The 17,859-nt window shown below is 70.3% G+C and carries 18 protein-coding genes; 14 read left to right on the forward strand and 4 right to left on the reverse strand.

All coding sequences use genetic code 11. The annotated features are described in order from the left end of the window. Positions 1–273: 273 nt before the first annotated feature. Together pafA and NAM01S_RS07200 are read left to right on the forward strand one after the other, a co-directional pair. Complete coding sequence (gene pafA, locus NAM01S_RS07195; protein WP_185757090.1) at positions 274–1,632, forward strand: Pup--protein ligase; 1,359 nt, start codon at positions 274–276, stop codon at positions 1,630–1,632. 106 nt (positions 1,633–1,738) lie between these two features. Continuing rightward, entirely contained in the window at positions 1,739–2,119 is a 381-nt protein-coding gene (locus tag NAM01S_RS07200; RefSeq protein WP_067781210.1) for a nuclear transport factor 2 family protein, read from the forward strand. A 20-nt stretch (positions 2,120–2,139) separates the two neighbouring features. Here NAM01S_RS07200 and NAM01S_RS07205 read toward each other — a convergent pair whose 3' ends face one another. After that, positions 2,140–2,436 (reverse strand): MTH1187 family thiamine-binding protein, encoded by a 297-nt coding sequence (locus tag NAM01S_RS07205; RefSeq protein WP_067781213.1) that lies wholly within the window; start codon positions 2,434–2,436, stop codon positions 2,140–2,142. 78 nt (positions 2,437–2,514) lie between these two features. Between NAM01S_RS07205 and NAM01S_RS07210 the strand changes: the two genes are divergently transcribed. From NAM01S_RS07210 to NAM01S_RS07240, 7 genes are all read left to right on the forward strand, one after another. Next, entirely contained in the window at positions 2,515–3,510 is a 996-nt protein-coding gene (locus tag NAM01S_RS07210; RefSeq protein WP_097244246.1) for a helix-turn-helix transcriptional regulator, read from the forward strand. 41 nt (positions 3,511–3,551) lie between these two features. After that, positions 3,552–4,487: a helix-turn-helix transcriptional regulator gene (locus tag NAM01S_RS07215; RefSeq protein WP_067781326.1), complete on the forward strand. Its 936-nt coding sequence runs from the start codon at positions 3,552–3,554 to the stop codon at positions 4,485–4,487. A gap of 19 nt (positions 4,488–4,506) precedes the next feature. Then, the gene (locus tag NAM01S_RS07220) at positions 4,507–5,538 is read left to right on the forward strand and encodes a 2-dehydropantoate 2-reductase (RefSeq protein ID WP_067781332.1); all 1,032 of its coding nucleotides are present in this window, start codon (positions 4,507–4,509) and stop codon (positions 5,536–5,538) included. A gap of 102 nt (positions 5,539–5,640) precedes the next feature. After that, entirely contained in the window at positions 5,641–5,898 is a 258-nt protein-coding gene (tatA, locus tag NAM01S_RS07225; RefSeq protein ID WP_067781216.1) for a Sec-independent protein translocase subunit TatA, read from the forward strand. A gap of 148 nt (positions 5,899–6,046) precedes the next feature. Continuing rightward, positions 6,047–6,994, forward strand: coding sequence for a twin-arginine translocase subunit TatC (gene tatC / locus NAM01S_RS07230; RefSeq protein WP_067781219.1), 948 nt, complete (start codon positions 6,047–6,049; stop codon positions 6,992–6,994). Positions 6,995–6,997: 3 nt separating this feature from the next. Continuing rightward, entirely contained in the window at positions 6,998–9,694 is a 2,697-nt protein-coding gene (locus tag NAM01S_RS07235; RefSeq protein ID WP_067781222.1) for a DEAD/DEAH box helicase, read from the forward strand. 159 nt (positions 9,695–9,853) lie between these two features. Further along, positions 9,854–10,573 (forward strand): DUF4333 domain-containing protein, encoded by a 720-nt coding sequence (locus NAM01S_RS07240; protein ID WP_067781226.1) that lies wholly within the window; start codon positions 9,854–9,856, stop codon positions 10,571–10,573. A gap of 416 nt (positions 10,574–10,989) precedes the next feature. Here the strand turns inward: NAM01S_RS07240 and NAM01S_RS07245 are convergent, their stop codons facing one another. Further along, a complete protein-coding gene (locus NAM01S_RS07245; RefSeq protein WP_067781229.1) occupies positions 10,990–11,955 on the reverse strand; it encodes a 5'-3' exonuclease in 966 nt (321 codons plus the stop codon). A 148-nt stretch (positions 11,956–12,103) separates the two neighbouring features. Here NAM01S_RS07245 and NAM01S_RS07250 point away from each other — a divergent pair, with 148 nt between their 5' ends. After that, positions 12,104–13,231: a M24 family metallopeptidase gene (locus NAM01S_RS07250; RefSeq protein ID WP_067781232.1), complete on the forward strand. Its 1,128-nt coding sequence runs from the start codon at positions 12,104–12,106 to the stop codon at positions 13,229–13,231. A 16-nt stretch (positions 13,232–13,247) separates the two neighbouring features. Here the strand turns inward: NAM01S_RS07250 and NAM01S_RS07255 are convergent, their stop codons facing one another. After that, positions 13,248–13,646, reverse strand: coding sequence for a PPOX class F420-dependent oxidoreductase (locus NAM01S_RS07255; RefSeq protein ID WP_067781235.1), 399 nt, complete (start codon positions 13,644–13,646; stop codon positions 13,248–13,250). Between the two features lie 106 nt (positions 13,647–13,752). On the opposite strand from NAM01S_RS07255, the gene dprE2 reads away from it, so the two are divergent. From dprE2 to NAM01S_RS07275, 4 genes are all read left to right on the forward strand, one after another. Further along, positions 13,753–14,508, forward strand: a complete 756-nt coding sequence (gene dprE2 / locus NAM01S_RS07260; protein ID WP_067781238.1) for a decaprenylphospho-beta-D-erythro-pentofuranosid-2-ulose 2-reductase — start codon at positions 13,753–13,755, stop codon at positions 14,506–14,508. Between the two features lie 22 nt (positions 14,509–14,530). Beyond that, the gene (locus NAM01S_RS07265; RefSeq protein ID WP_067781241.1) at positions 14,531–15,778 is read left to right on the forward strand and encodes a bifunctional cobalt-precorrin-7 (C(5))-methyltransferase/cobalt-precorrin-6B (C(15))-methyltransferase; all 1,248 of its coding nucleotides are present in this window, start codon (positions 14,531–14,533) and stop codon (positions 15,776–15,778) included. A 96-nt stretch (positions 15,779–15,874) separates the two neighbouring features. Then, the gene (locus NAM01S_RS07270) at positions 15,875–16,480 is read left to right on the forward strand and encodes a DUF8020 domain-containing protein (protein WP_067781244.1); all 606 of its coding nucleotides are present in this window, start codon (positions 15,875–15,877) and stop codon (positions 16,478–16,480) included. After that, positions 16,477–17,226 (forward strand): cobalt-precorrin-6A reductase, encoded by a 750-nt coding sequence (locus NAM01S_RS07275; RefSeq protein ID WP_067781335.1) that lies wholly within the window; start codon positions 16,477–16,479, stop codon positions 17,224–17,226. The genes NAM01S_RS07270 and NAM01S_RS07275 overlap by 4 nt, the downstream gene beginning before the upstream one ends. Here the strand turns inward: NAM01S_RS07275 and NAM01S_RS07280 are convergent, their stop codons facing one another. Continuing rightward, positions 17,227–17,751, reverse strand: a complete 525-nt coding sequence (locus NAM01S_RS07280; RefSeq protein WP_067781247.1) for a PadR family transcriptional regulator — start codon at positions 17,749–17,751, stop codon at positions 17,227–17,229. Positions 17,752–17,859 lie beyond the last annotated feature (108 nt).

Consider the following 17,859-nt stretch of genomic DNA (forward strand, 5'->3'; position numbering starts at 1 on the left):
CATGGCGCCGCCATCGTGCCGCGCAAAGTTCCAGCTGCCGGGCACGCGGCAGCACCCCGTCGAAAAATCTGTCGCGGCGCGGCGATCGAGCCGACGAATCTGTGCGCTCGCCGTCCGCTCGGCGCACGGGTTTCGCCGCGGCCCTCGGCGCGAAATCCGTGTCTGACCGGCCGAGTGCGCCGGGCATACGGTGCCGAATCGTTGTGAAGACGTATGCGTCCGTGTTGTCCGCAGCGCCACGCGACTACCTGACATGGCTGTAATGTCGATGGTGTGCAGCGACGAATCATGGGGATCGAGACCGAGTTCGGTGTGACATGCACCTTCCACGGTCACCGTCGGCTGTCCCCCGACGAGGTAGCCCGGTACCTGTTCCGCCGGGTGGTGTCCTGGGGCCGTAGCTCTAACGTGTTCCTTCGCAACGGCGCTCGGCTGTATCTCGACGTCGGTTCGCATCCGGAGTACGCCACGGCCGAATGCGACAGTCTGCATCAGTTGGTCACCCATGACAGGGCGGGCGAGCGGGTGCTCGAGGAGTTGCTGATCGATGCCGAGCAACGCTTGGCCGAAGAGGGCATCGGCGGCGACATCTACCTGTTCAAGAACAACACCGACTCCGCGGGCAACTCCTACGGCTGTCACGAGAACTTCCTCGTGGTGCGCGCCGGCGAGTTCTCCCGCATCTCCGACGTGCTGCTGCCGTTCCTGGTGACCAGGCAGCTGATCTGCGGAGCGGGCAAGGTGCTGCAGACGCCAAAGGCGGCCACGTTCTGCCTGTCGCAGCGGGCCGAGCACATCTGGGAGGGCGTCTCCTCGGCGACCACCCGGTCGCGGCCGATCATCAACACCCGCGACGAGCCGCACGCCGACGCCGAGAAGTACCGGCGCCTGCACGTGATCGTCGGCGACTCGAACATGTCCGAGACCACGACCATGCTCAAGGTCGGCACGGCAGCGCTGGTCCTGGAGATGATCGAGGCGGGCGTCTCGTTCCGCGATTTCGCGCTGGACAACCCGATCCGCGCCATCCGCGAGGTCAGCCACGATCTCACCGGCCGCCGTCCCGTGCGGCTGGCGGGCGGGCGGCAGGCCAGCGCGCTCGACATCCAGCGCGAGTACTACGCCCGCGCCGTCGAGCACCTGCGCAACCGGGACCGCGATCCGCAGATCGACCAGGTCGTCGACCTGTGGGGCCGGACGCTGGACGCGGTCGAGGCGCAGGACTTCGCCAAGGTGGACACCGAGATCGACTGGGTGATCAAGCGCAAGCTGTTCCAGCGCTACCAGGACCGCTACAACATGGAGCTGTCCGATCCCAAGATCGCGCAGCTGGATCTGGCCTATCACGACATCAAGCGCGGCCGCGGCGTCTTCGACCTGCTGCAGCGCAAGGGTCTGGCCAAGCGCGTCACCGAGGACGACGCGGTGGACGCCGCGGTCGACACTCCGCCGCAGACCACCCGCGCCAAGCTGCGCGGCGATTTCATCACCGCCGCCCAGGAGGCCGGTCGCGACTTCACGGTCGACTGGGTGCACCTCAAGCTGAACGACCAGGCGCAGCGGACCGTGCTGTGCAAGGACCCGTTCCGCTCGGTCGACGAGCGCGTCGACCGGTTGATCGCCTCGATGTAGCCGGGTCGTTCCCGGGAGCGAGCCTCCCGGACGGCGTCGGATGGGCAGGACGGAAGCCGCGCGTCAGCTCGGCGCCGTTCCTGCCCATCGCGCTTACTGTGGAGCGATGACCGAAACCCAAGTGCTCGACGAGCTGCTCGACATCGAGGGTCGCGGCTGGGACGCGCTGTGTGCGAGTACCGGCGCGGACTTCTACGGTGCGCTCATGACCGACGACGCGCTGATGATCCTGGCCAACGGCATGGTGCTGGACCGCGACGGCGTCGTCGAATCGCTGCGTCACGCCCCACCGTGGCGCACCTACGAAATCCAGGACCCGCGCCTGGTGCGCGTCGGCTCCGACGCCACGGCCTTGATCTACGTCGGCGTGGCCTACCGCGAAGGCGCCGACCCCGCCTTCCGCGGCGTCATGTCCAGCGTCTACGTCCGCACCCCGGACGGCTGGCGCCTGTCCTGCTACCAGCAGACACGCTTCCCCGAGGAGTAAGAGGGGTAATCGGCGCGCTGTCAGTTCTCGGCGAGGTAGCGCTCGACCGATTCGACCTTGGCGGTCATGGCGTCGGTGACGCCGGGGCGGATGTCGGCTTTCAGCACGAGGCTGCAGCGCGGGGCGACAGCGAGGATCGCGTCCGTCGCATCCTTGACGACGCGCATCACCTCGTCCCATTCGCCTTCGAGTGTGGTGAACATGGCGTCGGTACGGTTCGGGAGTCCGCTTGCCCGGACGACACGCACCGCCTCGGCCACCGCGGGGCCGACGTCCACGCCTGTGCCGAGCGGGGTCACTGAGAAGGCAACGATCACCCGACCATTGTTGCCGGGGCACCCGGATATCGCGCGCCGCCGCGCGGTGATCCGACGGTGGCGATTACCCTCTTACGGGTGGCGATATCCAAGGTCGAGCGGCTGATGAATCTGGTCATCGCGCTGCTGTCGACCCGGCAGTTCTTGAGCGCGGAGCGGATCAGGGAAAGCGTCGCGGGCTATGAGGACTCGGCCAGCGACGAGGCGTTCAGCCGCATGTTCGAGCGAGACAAGAACGAGCTGCGCGACCTGGGCATTCCGCTGGAAGTCGGGCCGGTGAACCGGTATTCGACGCTGGAGGGGTACCGGATCAACCGCGACGCCTACGAGCTGCCCGACATCGATCTGAGCGACGAGGAGGCCGCCGCGGTCGCGGTCGCGGTGCAGATGTGGGAGTCGCCGGAGCTGGCGGCCGCCGCCGAAGGCGCCCTGCTGAAGCTGCGGGCCGCGGGCATCCACGTCGAAACGGACGTGGCCGTCGCCTCGGTGCCCGCCGTGCCCGCCCGCACCCGCGGCTCGGAGCCGGTGCTCGGCAAGCTGCTCGCGGCCGTCGACGCCGGACAGGCCGTGCGCTTCGAGCACCGCGGCGCGGTCAACGCGCCCTACCTCATGCGCGATGTCGAACCCTGGGGCGTGGTGACCCACCACGGGCGCTGGTACCTGGTCGGCCACGACCGCGACCGCGACGCGGTGCGCAGCTTCCGCCTCTCCCGCATCGGCGACGACGTGACGCCGTACGGCCCGGTCAACGCGGTGCACAAGCCCGAGGACGTCGACCTGCGCGAGATCGTCGCGCGGGTCACCACCAGCGCGCCGGTCAGCGGCTCGGCCACGGTGTGGATCGCCGACGGGCGCGGCCAGGAGATCCGCAGGCTCGGCCAGGTCGTCGAGGAAAGGGCCGTCGGCGGGCGCGGCGGCATGGTGGTCGAGGTACCGATCCGGTCGCGCGACTGGCTGGCCAGGCTCATCACCGGCCTCGGCCCGGACGCCCTCGTGCTCGCCCCCGACGACCTGCGTGCCGACGTGGTCGCCCGGCTGCGCTCGGTGTTCGACACGACGGAGGTTCGGGCGTGACGACCAGCCGGCTCTCCGTGCGGCTTTCCCGGCTGCTCAACATGATTCCGTACTTCATCGCCAATCCGGGCATCAGCGCCGCGGACGCCGCCGCCGACCTCGGCGTCACGACCAAACAGCTGATGAGCGACCTGAACCAGCTGTGGATGTGCGGCCTGCCCGGCTACGGGCCCGGCGATCTCATCGATCTGTCGTTCTCCGAGGAGAGCATCGAGGTCACCTTCTCCGCGGGCATCGACCGGCCGCTGCGGCTGACCTCCACCGAGGCCACCGCGCTGCTGGTCGCCCTGCGCTCGATCGTTGACATGCCGGGCATGGTGGACCCGACCGCCGCGCACGCTGCCATCGCCAAGATCGAGTCCGCCATCTCCGGCGGCGCGCCGCGGGCCGCCGACGACGCGCGGGTCACGCCGGTGGAGGCGCCCGCGGTGGCGACCGTGCGTTCGGGCTTGGCCCGCCAGCACGCGTTGCGCATCATCTACTACTCGGCCAGCCGCGACGTGGTCTCCGAGCGGGTCGTCGATCCGATCCGGATCGTGCTCGTCGACGACAACAGCTACCTGCAGGGGTGGTGCCGGGAGGCCGAGGGCGTGCGGCTGTTCCGCTTCGACCGGATCGAGGCCGCCACCGAACTCACCGAGCCCGCCCGGCCGCCCAGCCACGCCGCGACCGAGGCGGCGGCCTCGCTCGACCTGTTCCAGGACGATCCCGCGGTCCCGCTGGCGCGGCTGCGCATCCGCGCCGACTACGGCTGGGTGCTCGATCAGTACCCGATGCACCGACTGGCCGTGCACCCGGACGGCAGTCTCGAGGCGACCATGCGCTTCGCCACCCTGGACTGGATGGCGCGGCTGCTGCTCGGCTTCGGATCGGGCGTCACGGTGCTCGGTCCGCCGGAGTTGATCGCCGCGGTGCGCGAGCGATCCAACGCGGCGCTCGCCGCGTACCGGGACGCGGGACTAGAGGAATTGGAGTGAGGTGACGGAGCTCGACAACATGCCGCGGCGTGTCATGGTGCTCGGCGCGGGCAGCATCGGTGTCTTCGTCGGCGGCAAGCTGGCGGCGGCCGGTGCGGACGTCACGTTCGTCGGCAGGCAGTGGTTGCTCGACGAGGTCGGCGCCGCGGGTCTGCGCCTGACCGACCTCGACGGCGGCGAGGTGCTCGTCTCCCCGGACCGGCTCTCGCTCGCGACCGGTCCCGAGGATGTCGGCTCGGCCGATCTGGTGCTCGTCGCGGTGAAATCCGGTGCGACCGCCGCCGCCGTGCGCGAGCTCACCGGCAAGATCCGTCCCGGCACGGTCGTGCTCAGTTTGCAGAACGGCATCGGCAACGACACGGTGATCCGGGAGATCCTGCCCACCTGCGTGGTGCTCGCCGGGATGGTGATGTTCAACGTCGTGCACCACACCGAAGGTCGCTTCCACCGCGGCACCGAGGGCGGGCTCGCGGTGCAGGACGACCCGGCGCTCGCCGACTACGTCGAGCTCTTCCAGCGGGCCGGGCTGCCGCTGCGCCGCTACGCGGACCTGCGGCCCGTGCAGTGGGCCAAGCTGCTGCTCAATCTGAACAACCCGATCAACGCGCTGTCCGGCCGCCCGCTGCGCGAGGAACTCGCCGACCGCGACTACCGCCGCTGCCTGGCGCTCGCCCAGCGCGAGGCGCTCGCCGCGATGAACAAGGCGCGAATCCGCCCTGCCCGGCTCACCCCGCTGCCGCCGGAGCTGATGACCTGGCTGCTGACCGTGCCCGACGGGGTGTTCCGCCGGGTGGCGGGGAAGGTGCTCGCCATCGATCCGGTGGCGAGGTCCTCGATGGCCGACGACCTCGCGGCCGGGCGCAAGACCGAAATCTCTTGGCTCTGCGGCGAAATCGTCGGACTCGGCGCGATGGTCGGCGCGCCGACGCCGGTGAACCAGCGGCTCATCGAGCTCATCGTCGCCGCCGAGCAGGGCGACCGGAGGACCTGGACCGGCCAGGAATTGCTCGCTCAACTGCGCGCCGCGGCCGCGACCGAACCGCCCGTGTAGCAAAAGTCGAGGTTGAACGCACGGCGAACGGCCGAAGTCGGGGGCGTTCGGGTGTCGTGGGGTCCGGTAGCATCGGAGCTACCACAGTCTTGGGAGGTACAGATGTCAGGCACGTTCAGCTGGTCGCACCTGCTGATCATCGCGCTGCTGTTCGTGGTGTTGTTCGGTGCGAAGCGGCTGCCGGACGCCGCGCGCGGCCTCGGCCGGTCCTTGCGCATCTTCAAGAGCGAGGTCAGCCAGATGCAGAACGAGAGCCCCGCCGCGGGCGCCGCGCCCGCTCAGCAGCCCGCGCAGCAGCTGCCGCCCGCGCAGCCCTCGAACCAGGCGACCACGCCGCAGACCGAGACGAAATCGGTCTGAGTCGAATGTTCCCGCCGGGGTGAGTACGGTCTCACCCCGGTCAGTGCTGTTCGGCGGTCCGTGAAGGCGTTCGTCGGTCCCTGACACCGCACGGGACGCGATACCGCCGCGCCAGGCGCGGCACTCGAGCACAGGGGCAACCACAGATATGCGAATCCCGTTCGATCCCCGGCGCAGCAGGCGCAGGACGAATCCCGACGGCACCATGTCGTTGGTCGAGCACCTGCAGGAACTGCGCAGCCGGTTGCTGAAGTCGATCTTCGCGGTGCTGTTGACCACCGTGGTCGGCTTCCTCTGGTACTCGCATTCGTTCCTCGGCCTCGAGAGCCTCGGCGAGATCCTGCGCGGACCGTACTGTTCGCTGCCCCCCGAGTCCAGGGCCGCGCTGACACCCGACGGGTCGTGCCGCCTGCTGGCGACCGCGCCGTTCGAGCAGTTCATGCTCCGGTTGAAGGTCGGTTTCACCGCGGGCGTCGTGCTGGCCGCGCCGATCTGGCTCTATCAGATCTGGGCGTTCATCACCCCGGGCCTGTACGCGAAGGAACGCAAGGTCGCGGTCGGCTTCGTCACCTCGGGAACCGTGCTGTTCGCGCTGGGCGCCGTGCTCGCCTACGTCGTGGTGGCGCACGCGTTGAGCTTCCTGCTCACCATCGGCGACAACGTGCAGATCACCGCGTTGAGCGGTTCCCAATACTTCGGCTTCATCATCCAGCTGCTGATCATCTTCGGGGTCAGCTTCGAGACGCCGCTGCTGATCATCGGCCTGAACCTGGTCGGCGTGCTCACCTACGTGAAACTCAAGGCATGGCGGCGCGGGATCATCTTCGGTCTGTTCGTCTTCGCGGCCGTCGTCACCCCGCAGGACCCGTTCTCGATGCTGGCGCTCGCCTGCGCGCTGACGGTGCTCTTCGAGTTCGCCGTGCAGATCGCCAGGCTCAACGACAAGCGCAAGGCGCGCAAGGACGCGCTCGCGGCGTTGGCCGACGACGAGGCCTCCTCGATCGCCGCGCCCGAGCCGATCGGAACGGCGGAGTCGATCATGGATCCGTCGGCGAAATCCACGCGACCGGTGTCGGACTACTCCGATACCCTCTGAACGGTGACAGATCACCGGTCCCGCACCGAGCTGGCCAGGTTCTCCGCCGAGCTGAAATTCACCCTCGATCCCTTCCAGCGCGACGCTTGCCGTGCGCTCGAGGACGGCCACGGCGTGCTGGTGTGCGCGCCGACCGGCGCGGGCAAAACCGTGGTCGGCGAGTTCGCCGTCCACCTGGCGTTGGCGTCCGGCGGCAAATGCTTCTACACCACACCGATCAAGGCGCTCTCGAACCAGAAGTTCGCCGATCTCACCGAGCGGTACGGGCGCGACAGCGTCGGCCTGCTCACCGGCGACCAGACGATCAACCCTGACGCGCCCGTGGTGGTGATGACCACCGAGGTGCTGCGCAACATGCTCTACGCGTCCTCGGACGCGCTGCGCGGACTGTCGTACGTGGTCATGGACGAGGTGCACTACCTGGCCGACCGGTTCCGCGGCGCGGTGTGGGAGGAGGTCATCCTGCACCTGCCCGCCGACGTGCGGCTGGTCAGCCTGTCGGCCACGGTCAGCAATGCCGAGGAATTCGGCGCATGGATGGAGACCGTGCGCGGCGACACCTCGGTGGTGGTGGACGAGACGCGCCCGGTGCCGCTGTGGCAGCACGTGATGGTCGGCAAGCGGATGTTCGATCTGTTCGACACCAAGTCCAGCGACCAGAAGGTGCTCGTCGACGAGGACCTGGTGCGCTACATCCGGCATCGCGAGTCCGCCGACCGGATGAACAACTGGGGTGTGCCGCGCGGACGCGGCGGCATGCGCCGCGACTTCCGCCCGCTGCCCCGCCCCGAGGTGCTCGCCCGCCTCGACGAGGAGGGGCTGCTGCCCGCGATCACCTTCATCTTCAGCCGCGCCGGCTGCGACGGCGCGCTCGCCCAGTGCCTGCGCTCGCGGCTGGATCTGAGCAGGGAGGGCGAGGCCGCCGAGATCGACGCGATCATCGAGAAGCACACCGGTGATCTGCCGAAAACCGATCTCGAGGTGCTCGGCTACTGGGAATGGCGCGAGGCGCTGCACCGCGGGCTCGCCGCCCACCACGCGGGCATGCTGCCCGCTTTCCGGCACACCGTGGAAGACCTGTTCGTGCGCGGACTGGTGCGGGCTGTCTTCGCCACTGAGACGCTCGCGCTCGGCATCAACATGCCCGCGCGCACCGTGGTGCTGGAACGTCTGGTCAAGTTCAACGGCGAGACGCACGCCGAGCTCACGCCCGGTGAGTACACGCAGCTGACCGGTCGCGCGGGCCGCCGCGGCATCGACATCGAGGGCCACGCGGTGGTGCTCTGGCAGCCGGAGGTCGACACCAGCGCGGTGGCTGGTCTGGCGTCCACTCGCACCTATCCGCTGCGCAGCTCTTTCCGGCCCGGCTACAACATGTCGATCAACCTGATCGACCGGATGGGTGCCGACGAATCGCGCGCCCTGCTGGAGCGCTCGTTCGCGCAGTTCCAGGCCGACCGCTCGGTCGTCGGGCTGGTGCGCGGCATCGAACGCAACGAGGGCGCGCTGCGCAAGCTGCGCGACCAGCTCGGCGGCGCGGAAGGCGGCTTCCTGGAATACATTTCGCTGCGCGAGCGGATCAGGCAGCGGGAACGTCAGCTGGCCCAGCAGAGCCGGACCGACCGGCGCGGCGCGGCGGTCAGCGCGTTGACGGCGCTGCGCCGCGGCGACGTGGTGGCGATTCCGTCCGGGCGCCGCGCGGGTCTTGCGGTCATCCTGGAACCGGACACCACCCCGAACGACCCGCGTCCGCTCGTGCTCACCGCGGACAAGTGGGCTGGCCGGGTCTCGGTCGCCGACTTCCCGGTGCCCGCGGAGCCGCTCGGCCACATGCGGCTGCCCCGGCGCGTCGACCATCGCACCGCCCGTGCCCGCAGCGACCTCGCCTCGGCGCTGCGCAGCACCGGCATCAGCGCGCCAGGTCGGCCACGCCGCGGCAAGCGCTCCGAAGCGGTCGACGACCGCGAACTCGCCACGCTGCGGCGCAGCCTGCGCGCCCATCCCGCGCACACCAGGCCCGACCGCGAGCAGATGGCCCGGATCGGCGAGCGCTACAACCGGCTGCTTCGCGAGACCGAGAGCATGCGCCAGAAGGTTGCCGCCACGACGAACTCGCTGGCGCGCACCTTCGATCGCATCGTTGGCCTGCTGGAGGAGCGCGGGTTCGTGCGCGACGGCGAGGTCACCGCGGACGGGCGCAGGCTGGCCCGCATCTGCGCGGAGAGCGACCTGTTGGTCGCCGAATGCCTGCGGCACGGCCTCTGGCGCGGCCTCGGTCCTGCCGAACTGGCAGGCGTGGTGTCCACTCTGGTCTACGAATCCCGCCAGGAGGGCGGCATTCTCGGCGCGACGGGACCCACGGCGCCGATCCGGCGCGCGGTCGCCTCGACCATCGGCGTGTGGAGCGAGTTGCGTTCCGACGAGGCGCGGCACAAGCTGGCGCCGACAAGGGAACCCGATCTCGGATTCGTCACCGGCGTCTACAAATGGGCGCGCGGCGACGGATTGGCCGAGTCGTTGCTGGCCAGCGGCGACCAGGGCGCGCCGCTGTCCGCGGGTGATTTCGTCCGGTGGTGCAGGCAGGTGATCGACCTGCTCGACCAGATCCACGGCACGGCCGACGACCCGGAAATCGCGGGGACGGCGGCGAAGGCGGTCCGGGCGATCCGGCGGGGTGTCGTGGCGGTGGACGCCGCGTAGCGGATTCGATTGTGATTTGATTTCTTTCGCGTACCGACCGTGGCGGAGCAGTCGCGCGTTTCTCGGCCGAGCGTTGAGCGAGACCGAGGAAAGAAGTGCGACGACGAGTCGCCGGCGGGGGGCTACCGTATGAATAACGATGCGAGTGGAGGCAAGCAGATGAGCGGCCCGTACGGACCGAACGACCCCGGGGAGGGACGCAACGATCCCACCCAGCAGTGGGGCGGACAGCAGGCGCCCGGCGGCGCCGGACCGACCCAGCACTGGGGTGGCCAGCAGACTCCGTCGCAGGCGCAGCCCACCCAGCACTGGGGTGGCGACCAGAACCAGCCGCAGCAGCAGTGGGGCCAGACACCCGGCCAGCCGCAGCAGCAGTGGGGTCAGCCCCAGCAGCCCCAACAGCCGCAGCAGCAGTGGGGCCAGACGCCCGGTCAACCGCAGCAGCAGTGGGGTCAGCCGCAGCAACAGGATTGGGGCCAGCAACAGCAGCCGCAGCAGCAGTGGGGTCAGCAGCCCCAGCAGCAGTGGGGCCAGGGGCAGCAGCAGCCGCAGCAGAGCGGCGGCGGTGGCGGCAAGAAGGGCCTGATCATCGGTCTCGCCGCGCTCGGCGTGCTGGTGATCGGCGCGGTCGTCGCGCTCGTGCTGGTGCTCACCTCCACGGACAAGCTGGACCAGGCCGCCGTGCAGGACGGCGTCAAGAAGGTGCTCACCGATTCCTACGGCATCCAGGACGTCACCGACGTCTCCTGCCCGTCGGGCCAGAAGGTCGAGGTGGACGCCAGCTTCCAGTGCACCCTCAAGGTGAGCGGCGAGCAGAAGACGGTCAACATCAAGATCACCAAGGACGACGGCACCTACGAGGTCGGCCGCCCGAGCTGAACGTGATCCCGGAGCCGGATGGCCCGTGCCGCGGGCATCCGGCGGGGTGGAGAACCGAAGCGAGCCCACGAACGGATGTTCGTGGGCTCGTTGCCGTTTCACCCTGATGATCCCGGGCGCGACGATCCGCCGCGGCCGAGCGCTGCGGCGCGCTCGTCCTGATCGCCGCCCAGGGAGACCACTCAGCTCGATCTACTTGGCGAACTCGCGACCGCCTGCTGGCGTGACAACGCCGCGACCGTCGACAGCCGCGGCGGCACAGCACGCGAGGGACGAGCTGTGGCGCGGCGCTGAGCATCCCCGGTCAACGGATGGTCAGCGGACTCGGCCGCCGACTTGCTGCGGCGGACGCGCGCATGCGGACCGCGCACAGTTGCATTCAGCGCAAAGTCGCGCCGACTGCCGTCGCGGGGGTCTCAGGCGCGCGAGGCGAGGGCGGCGGTGAGCCGGGTGACCGGACTTTCCGCGTTGTAGGCCAGCGCGAGTTCGCGCAGGCGGTCCGGGTCGGCAGGTGCGGTGGGCAGCGTGTCCGGGCGCGACAGATCGACGTCGGCGTCGCACACCACGCGCACCACGGGCGCCGCCGCCTTCAAGTAGTCCTCCGCCGCGCGCAGTTTCGCGCGCACGCCGGGGGCCAGCTCGGAGTCCGGATCGTCCACGGCGGCGACCAGCGCGTCGAGCGAACCGAACCGGGAGATGAGCGTCGCCGCGGACTTCTCGCCGATGCCCGCCACACCGGGCAAGCCGTCGGAGGAGTCGCCGCGCAACGTGGCCAGATCGGCGTAAGCGGGTCCGGCATTGCGCACCGGCACGCCGTATTTCGCGGCCACCTCGGCGGGACCGAAGAGCTCGGCCTTGGCCAGCCCGCGCCCGGCGTAGAGCACCCGAACGGTCGGCGCGGGCTCGTCGCGCACCAGCTGCAACAGGTCACGATCGCCGCTGACCACGATCACCTCGTCGGTCCGCTCCCTGCTCGCCAGCGTGCCGAGCACGTCGTCGGCCTCCAGACCCGTCGCGCCGCCCGTCGCGATCCCGGCCGCGTCGAGGACCTCGAGGATCATGTCGACCTGCGGGGTCAGCTTGTCGGGCACCTCCTCCTCGCCCGGCGCGGCCTCGGCCGAGGTGTCGAGCCGGTGCGTCTTGTAGGACGGCACGAGGTCGACGCGGAACCGCGGCCGCCAGTCCAGGTCGAGGCACACGACCAACCTGCTCGGCGCGTGCTTGGTGATCAACGAGGCGACCATGTCGGTGAAACCGCGCAGCGCGTTCACCGAACGCCCGTCCGGCGCGGTGATCTTGTCCGGAATCGCGTAGAACGCGCGGAACCACAGGCTGGCCCCGTCGAGCAGCAGCAGCGGGCCTGATGTCGCAGCAGAGGTCACGCGCTGAGGCTACCCGCCCGCTCCGACAGGTCGGACCCGATCCGACGGGCGCTCGGCCGATCCGGCACGGAGGCTGTGCGGGTCTGTCCGTTCGGCCGCCCCGGTGTTCGGGTTCGCCGCGCGCCGCGGACGGGTAACGTCGATCGGTATGAGTGGGCACACGGAGTCCAGGTTCGCGGCGGATGTCTACGGAGACCGGCTCGAGCGGGCGGTGGAGTCGATGCGCGCGGCGCATCTCGACGCCCTGCTCATCACGCCGGGGCCGGATCTTCGCTATCTGATCGGTTCGGCGGCCGAATCCTTCGAGCGGTTGACCTGCCTGGTGATCCCGGCCGACGGCGCGACGCCGTCGGTGATCATCCCCAAGCTCGAACTCGCCTCGCTGGCCGGGTCGGCGGCGGGGGAGCTCGGCCTGCAGGTGCTGGACTGGGTCGACGGCGTCGACCCGTACCAGGTGGTGAAGTCGACGCTGCACGTCGGTTCCCGGGTCGCGGTCGCCGACGCGATGCCCGCGCTGCACCTGCTGCCGCTGGCGGTCTCGTTCAGCGGTCTTCCTGTCTCGGCCACGCCGGTGCTGCGCGAACTGCGCATGCGCAAGGACGACGCCGAGATCGACGCGCTGCGCAGGGCGGGCGCCGCGATCGACCGGGTGCACGCGCGGATGGGCGAGTTCCTCCAGGCCGGACGCACCGAGGCCGAGGTCGGCGCCGACATCGCCGCGGCGATCGTCGCCGAAGGCCACACCGAGGCCGCGTTCGTCATCGTCGGCAGCGGACCGCACGGCGCGGACCCGCACCACGGGGTGTCCGACCGGCGCATCGAGCAGGGCGACGTGGTGGTCGTCGACATCGGCGGCCCCGTCGAGCCCGGCTACTACTCCGACTGCACCCGCACCTACGTGCTCGGCGAGCCGAGCCCCGACATCGCCGCGCGCTACGCCGAGCTGGAACGCGCCCAGGCCGCGGCCGTCGCCGCCGTCCGCCCCGGCGTCACCGCCGCCTCCGTCGACGCCGCCGCGCGGAAACCCTTGACCGAGGCCGGTTTCGGCGCGGCGTTCGTGCACCGGACCGGACACGGCATCGGCCTGTCCGTGCACGAGGAGCCCTACATCGTCGCGGGCAACGACCTGGTCTTGCAGCCGGGCATGGCCTTCAGCGTCGAACCGGGCATCTACTTCCGCGGCGAGTGGGGCGCCCGCATCGAGGACATCGTCGTGGTCACCGCAGACGGCTGCGAGTCCATGAACGCACGCCCGCACGGCCTGACCGTGCTGTGACCGACCGAATGCGTTGTCAGCGCAGCGTGCTCGACGAGAGCACGCGGCGCACCTCGATCGCGATCACCACGCGGGTCGGGTTCTCGCGCGGCACCCGGTAGCGGCCCGCGTAGCGCTCGACCGCGTCGGCGACACTGGCCGGATCGTCGAGCACCACCGCGGGGCCCTCCAAGGTCAGCCACCGGATGCCGTCCACCTGACTGACCGCCGCGTATCCGGTTCGGCGCACATTGCGCACCTTCACCGACCCGTCGTTGGTGATGACCCGCGCGATGCCCGCCTCCGCGTCCCAGGTGAATCCGACCGCGACCACGTGCGGCGTGCCGTCGGCGCGCAGCGTGGTCAGTGTCGCGAGATGGCGCTCGGCGACGAAGTCGAGGGCGGCGGGGGACAGCGGCGCGGTAGTGGTCGGCATCCCTCGACCGTAGACCCTTGGTCCGGCGGTGGCCGCCAGGGTGCGGGCGTTTTCGCCGCGCGAGGGGATCGGCGAGGCGGCCAGTCGAGGATGACAGACTGAGCGCATGGGAAAGCGAGGGATCGCCGAGGGTTCGGTACTGGTGCTCGGCGGACGCAGCGAAATGGGTCTCGAGATCGCCGAGCGCCTGGCGCCCGGCCGGGTGGTGATCCTCGCGGCGCGGCGCAGCGACGATTTGGCGGCGCAGATCGCGACCGTCGAACAGGCCGGAGCGTCGGCCGTGCACGCCGTGGAGTTCGACGCCGACGACACCCGCGGTCACGCCGCACTGCTGGAGAAGATCGCCGCCGACTACGGACCCATCGGAGTCGCCGTGCTGGCCTTCGGCATTCTCGGCGACCAAGCCCGCGCCGAGCGCGAACCCGAGCACGCTGTCGCCGTCGTGCACACCGACTACGTGGCCCAGGTCAGCGTGCTCACCACCCTCGCGAATCTGCTTCGCGCCCAAGGGCACGGCCAGATCGTCGTGTTCAGTTCGATCGCGGGTGCGCGGGTGCGCCGCGCCAATTACGTCTACGGCTCGGCCAAGGCCGGTTTGGACGGATTCGCCAGCGGCCTCGCCGACGCACTGCACGGCAGCGGCGTCCATCTGCTGCTGGTTCGCCCCGGTTTCGTCATCGGCAGGATGACCGAGGGCATGGAACCCGCGCCGTTGTCGAGTACGCCCGGTCAGGTGGCGGACGCCGTCGTCGCCGGGCTGCGCCGCCGCGCGGGCAAGATCTGGGTGCCCCGCGCCCTCGGACCGGCCGCCGCGGTGGCGCGGATGGTGCCGCAGTTCCTGTGGCGCCGGATGCCTCGATGAGCGCGGCAGGAGGACCGCGGCGGTGACCGACGCTTGGCAGGGTCCCCCGATCGCGGTCGTCGGCATCGGCGCCGACGGATGGGACGGCCTCGGCGCCGCGGCGCGGGAAGCGGTCGCAGCGGCCGAGGTGATCTTCGGTTCCGAGCGGCAATTGGCGCTCGTGCCAAGCGATCTCGGCGGCGAACGGTGCGCATGGCCATCACCACTGCTGCCCGCGCTGCCCGGATTGCTCACGCAGCACGCCGCGCGCCGGATCTGTGTGCTCGCCAGCGGCGACCCGATGTTCTACGGCATCGGCGTCACGCTGGCCCGGCTGTTCGGGCCCGCGTCCCTGCGGGTGCTGCCGCAACCGTCTTCCGCTTCGCTGGCCTGCGCGCGCCTCGGCTGGGCGCTGGCCGAGACGCCGGTCGTCAGCGCGGTGGGCCGCCCCGTGGCGACCGTCCTGCCCGACTTGGTCGACGGCAGACGGCTGCTGGTGCTCAGCGCCGACGAGAGCACCCCGGCCGAGGTCGCGAAACTCTTGCGAGACAACGGATTCGGCGGATCGGCCGTCACGGTGCTCGAGCAGCTCGGCGGGCCGTCGGAACGTCTGCGAACCGCCACCGCGGCATCCTGGGATCTCGACGCGGGCGACCCGCTGAACATCGTCGCCGTCGACTGCGTCGCCGATCCGGCTCACACCCGCGTCACCCGCCTGCCCGGCCTGCCCGACACCGTCTACGGCGGCGACGGCCAGCTCACCAAGGCCGAGGTGCGGACGTTGACCCTGGCCGCGCTCGCCCCCGCGCCGGGTGAACTGCTGTGGGACGTCGGCGGTGGTTCGGGCAGCATCGCCATCGAATGGTGCCGCACGCATCCCGCCTGCCGCGCGGTGACTTTCGAGCGGCTGGAGCGCCGCAGGGAGCAGATCACCGTCAACGCCACCGCGCTGGGGGTCCCGCAGGTGCTGGTGCGGGGGGAGGTGCTCGCCGAACTGGCCGCCGACCACGAAATGCCCGCGCCCGACGCGATTTTCGTCGGCGGCGGTGTCACCCAGCCTGGCGTGCTCGAGACATGCTTCGCCCATCTGCGCCAGGGCGGCAGGCTGGTCGCGAACGCCGTCACCGCGGAATCGGAAGCGCTGCTGGTCGCCATGGCCGCCGCGCGGGGCGGTGAGCTGCGAAAGTTCCAGATCTATCGGTCCGAGCCGCTCGGCGGCTTCACCGCGTGGCGTCCCCAGCTGCCCGTCGCGCAGTGGACAGTCGTCAAATCGGATCAGGGTTCACCCTGAAATCCTCGCTGCGAGGGTGAAACACGCGCGTGTCAGCGGGTAGGGTCGGGCGCGAGATCCACTCGTTATCGGAAAACCGATTCCATGGGGAGATACATGAAGTACAAGAAGTTCGCCGCCACCGCTCTCCTGGCCGTCGCCGCCACCGGTGTCACCGCGGGCACCACCTACGCCGCACCGGCCGAACCCCCGGCCGCCCAGGAACAGACCGCGCTCGCGGCGCAGGGCGAGGACCAGGGCGTCGGCTACACCGCGCGGCTGGCCGACGCGGGCAAGTCCATCCTCACCACCGTGACGGGCGGCGCGTTCACCCTGGACGCGGACGGCAAGGCCGTCACGCTGAAGAACGACGCGGGCGAGGTCGTCACGACCATTCCGCTCGCCGCGCGGGAAGCGAGCAACGGCGCGCCGGTGGAGATCGCCGCCGCGATCGACGCCGACGGCAAGTCCCTCACCCTCACCCCGAAGGCCGACGTGGTCGCCGTGCAGGACATCGGCGCGCAGGAGTGGTTCTTCGCCGAACTGCAGCGCGCCTCGCTCGGAGCCGCCGTCGGCGCCGTGATCGGCGGCCTGATCGGTCTGCTCGGTCTCGTGGTCGGCGTCATCCCCGGCGCCATCATCGGCGGCGTGATCGGCCTGCTCGTCGCGGGCGGCCCCGCGCTGCTGAACGCGGGCATCGCGTACTTCAGCGGTCAGCCCTGAGAACGCTGATCCTGGGCGGCACCGCCGAGGCGCGGCGGCTTGCCCACATCGCTTCCGGCGAGCGAGGATTCGAGATCGTCTCCTCGCTCGCCGGTCGTGTTCGCGACCCGCGGCTGCCGGAGGGCTCGGTCAGAATCGGCGGCTTCGGCGGCGTCGCGGGTCTGCGCGAGTGGTTGGGGGACAACGGGATCGACGCCGTCATCGACGCCACCCACCCGTTCGCGGGCACGATCACCGCGAATGCCGCCGCGGCCGTGCGGGACTCGGGTATACCGCTGGTGCATGTGCGGCGGCCGGGCTGGACCGAGATGCCGGGCGATCGATGGATTCGCGTGCCCGATCTGGCGGCCGCGGCGAACGCGCTCCCGGAACTGGGCGAGCGCGTCTTCCTCACCATCGGCAGGCAGGGCGTCGGCGCGTTCGCCGGGCTCACCGACCAGTGGTTCCTTATCCGCGCCATCGACCCGCCGGAAACCGAACTGCCGCCGAACCACGAAGTGCTGCTCGCCCGAGGGCCTTTCACGGTCGACGAGGAATCCCGGCTGCTGGCGCGCCACCGCATCGACGTGCTGGTCACCAAGGACAGCGGCGGTGACCGCACCTATGCCAAACTGGCCGCCGCCCGCGCGGCCGAGTTGCCCGTCGTGATGGTCGACCGGTCGCCCATGCCCGCAGGAGCGGAGGTCGTCGAAACGGTGGCCGAAGCGTGGGAATGGTTGCGGGCCAAGGCATCCGGCCTTCGCTGATCAGCGCCTGAGCAACTCGGGCAGCCGATCGAACCAGGCGAGCACCGCGCGCTCGTAGCCGATGCCGAACTCCAGGGTGGCCCGCTGGTGCGGCCGCAGGGTGTCGCACTCGTCCTTCAGGTAGCGATCGAGGCGGCGCTGGTGCACCTCGCGGTTCGCGGCGATGATCCGATCGAGGTGCTCGGAGTCGAGGTGGTCGCCGAACGACATGGTGAGCAGCAGCGGCACCCGGATCGTTTCCGCGCCGGGATCGCGGGTGACCCATTCCAGAAACGCCTCGCGGCCCGCGTCGGTGATCCGATAGGGCGTGCGCTCCCGCGCCCCGGTCTCGCCCTTGGCGACCAGCCCGGCGGCGTCCATCGCGGCCAGCTCGCGATACACCTGGCTCTGGGTGATCGTCCAGAAATCGCCGATCCGATCCTGGGCAAGCGTCACCAGATCCCAGCCGGACATCGGCCCCTCGTGCAGGAAACCGAGCAGCGAGGCGGCCGTCGAATTCAGCGGTTTGCGCCGGGTCGTCGTCATCGGCCGCTCCCTTCTCGACGTTCCATAGTGGAATGTTAGCTCACTCGCTTCGCCGCGCGGGGTCCGTCCTCGCGAAGAGCCTCATGGTAGGCCTTCGCGAGTCAGGGA

The sequence above is a fragment of the Nocardia amikacinitolerans NBRC 108937 genome, from assembly GCF_001612615.1.
GTDB classification, from domain to species: domain Bacteria; phylum Actinomycetota; class Actinomycetes; order Mycobacteriales; family Mycobacteriaceae; genus Nocardia; species Nocardia amikacinitolerans.

Excerpts from the sequence above, each read along its gene's own strand:
- NAM01S_RS07200 (WP_067781210.1), top strand. The coding sequence starts at position 1,739 with ATGACCGAAACCCAAGTGCTCGACGAGCTGCTCGACATCGAGGGTCGC.
- NAM01S_RS07215 (WP_067781326.1), top strand. The coding sequence starts at position 3,552 with ATGATTCCGTACTTCATCGCCAATCCGGGCATCAGCGCCGCGGACGCC.
- NAM01S_RS07220 (WP_067781332.1), top strand. The coding sequence starts at position 4,507 with ATGCCGCGGCGTGTCATGGTGCTCGGCGCGGGCAGCATCGGTGTCTTC.
- tatA (WP_067781216.1), top strand. The coding sequence starts at position 5,641 with ATGTCAGGCACGTTCAGCTGGTCGCACCTGCTGATCATCGCGCTGCTG.
- tatC (WP_067781219.1), top strand. The coding sequence starts at position 6,047 with ATGCGAATCCCGTTCGATCCCCGGCGCAGCAGGCGCAGGACGAATCCC.
- NAM01S_RS07240 (WP_067781226.1), top strand. The coding sequence starts at position 9,854 with ATGAGCGGCCCGTACGGACCGAACGACCCCGGGGAGGGACGCAACGAT.
- NAM01S_RS07250 (WP_067781232.1), top strand. The coding sequence starts at position 12,104 with ATGAGTGGGCACACGGAGTCCAGGTTCGCGGCGGATGTCTACGGAGAC.
- NAM01S_RS07255 (WP_067781235.1), bottom strand. The coding sequence starts at position 13,646 with ATGCCGACCACTACCGCGCCGCTGTCCCCCGCCGCCCTCGACTTCGTC.
- dprE2 (WP_067781238.1), top strand. The coding sequence starts at position 13,753 with ATGGGAAAGCGAGGGATCGCCGAGGGTTCGGTACTGGTGCTCGGCGGA.
- NAM01S_RS07270 (WP_067781244.1), top strand. The coding sequence starts at position 15,875 with ATGAAGTACAAGAAGTTCGCCGCCACCGCTCTCCTGGCCGTCGCCGCC.
- NAM01S_RS07280 (WP_067781247.1), bottom strand. The coding sequence starts at position 17,751 with ATGACGACGACCCGGCGCAAACCGCTGAATTCGACGGCCGCCTCGCTG.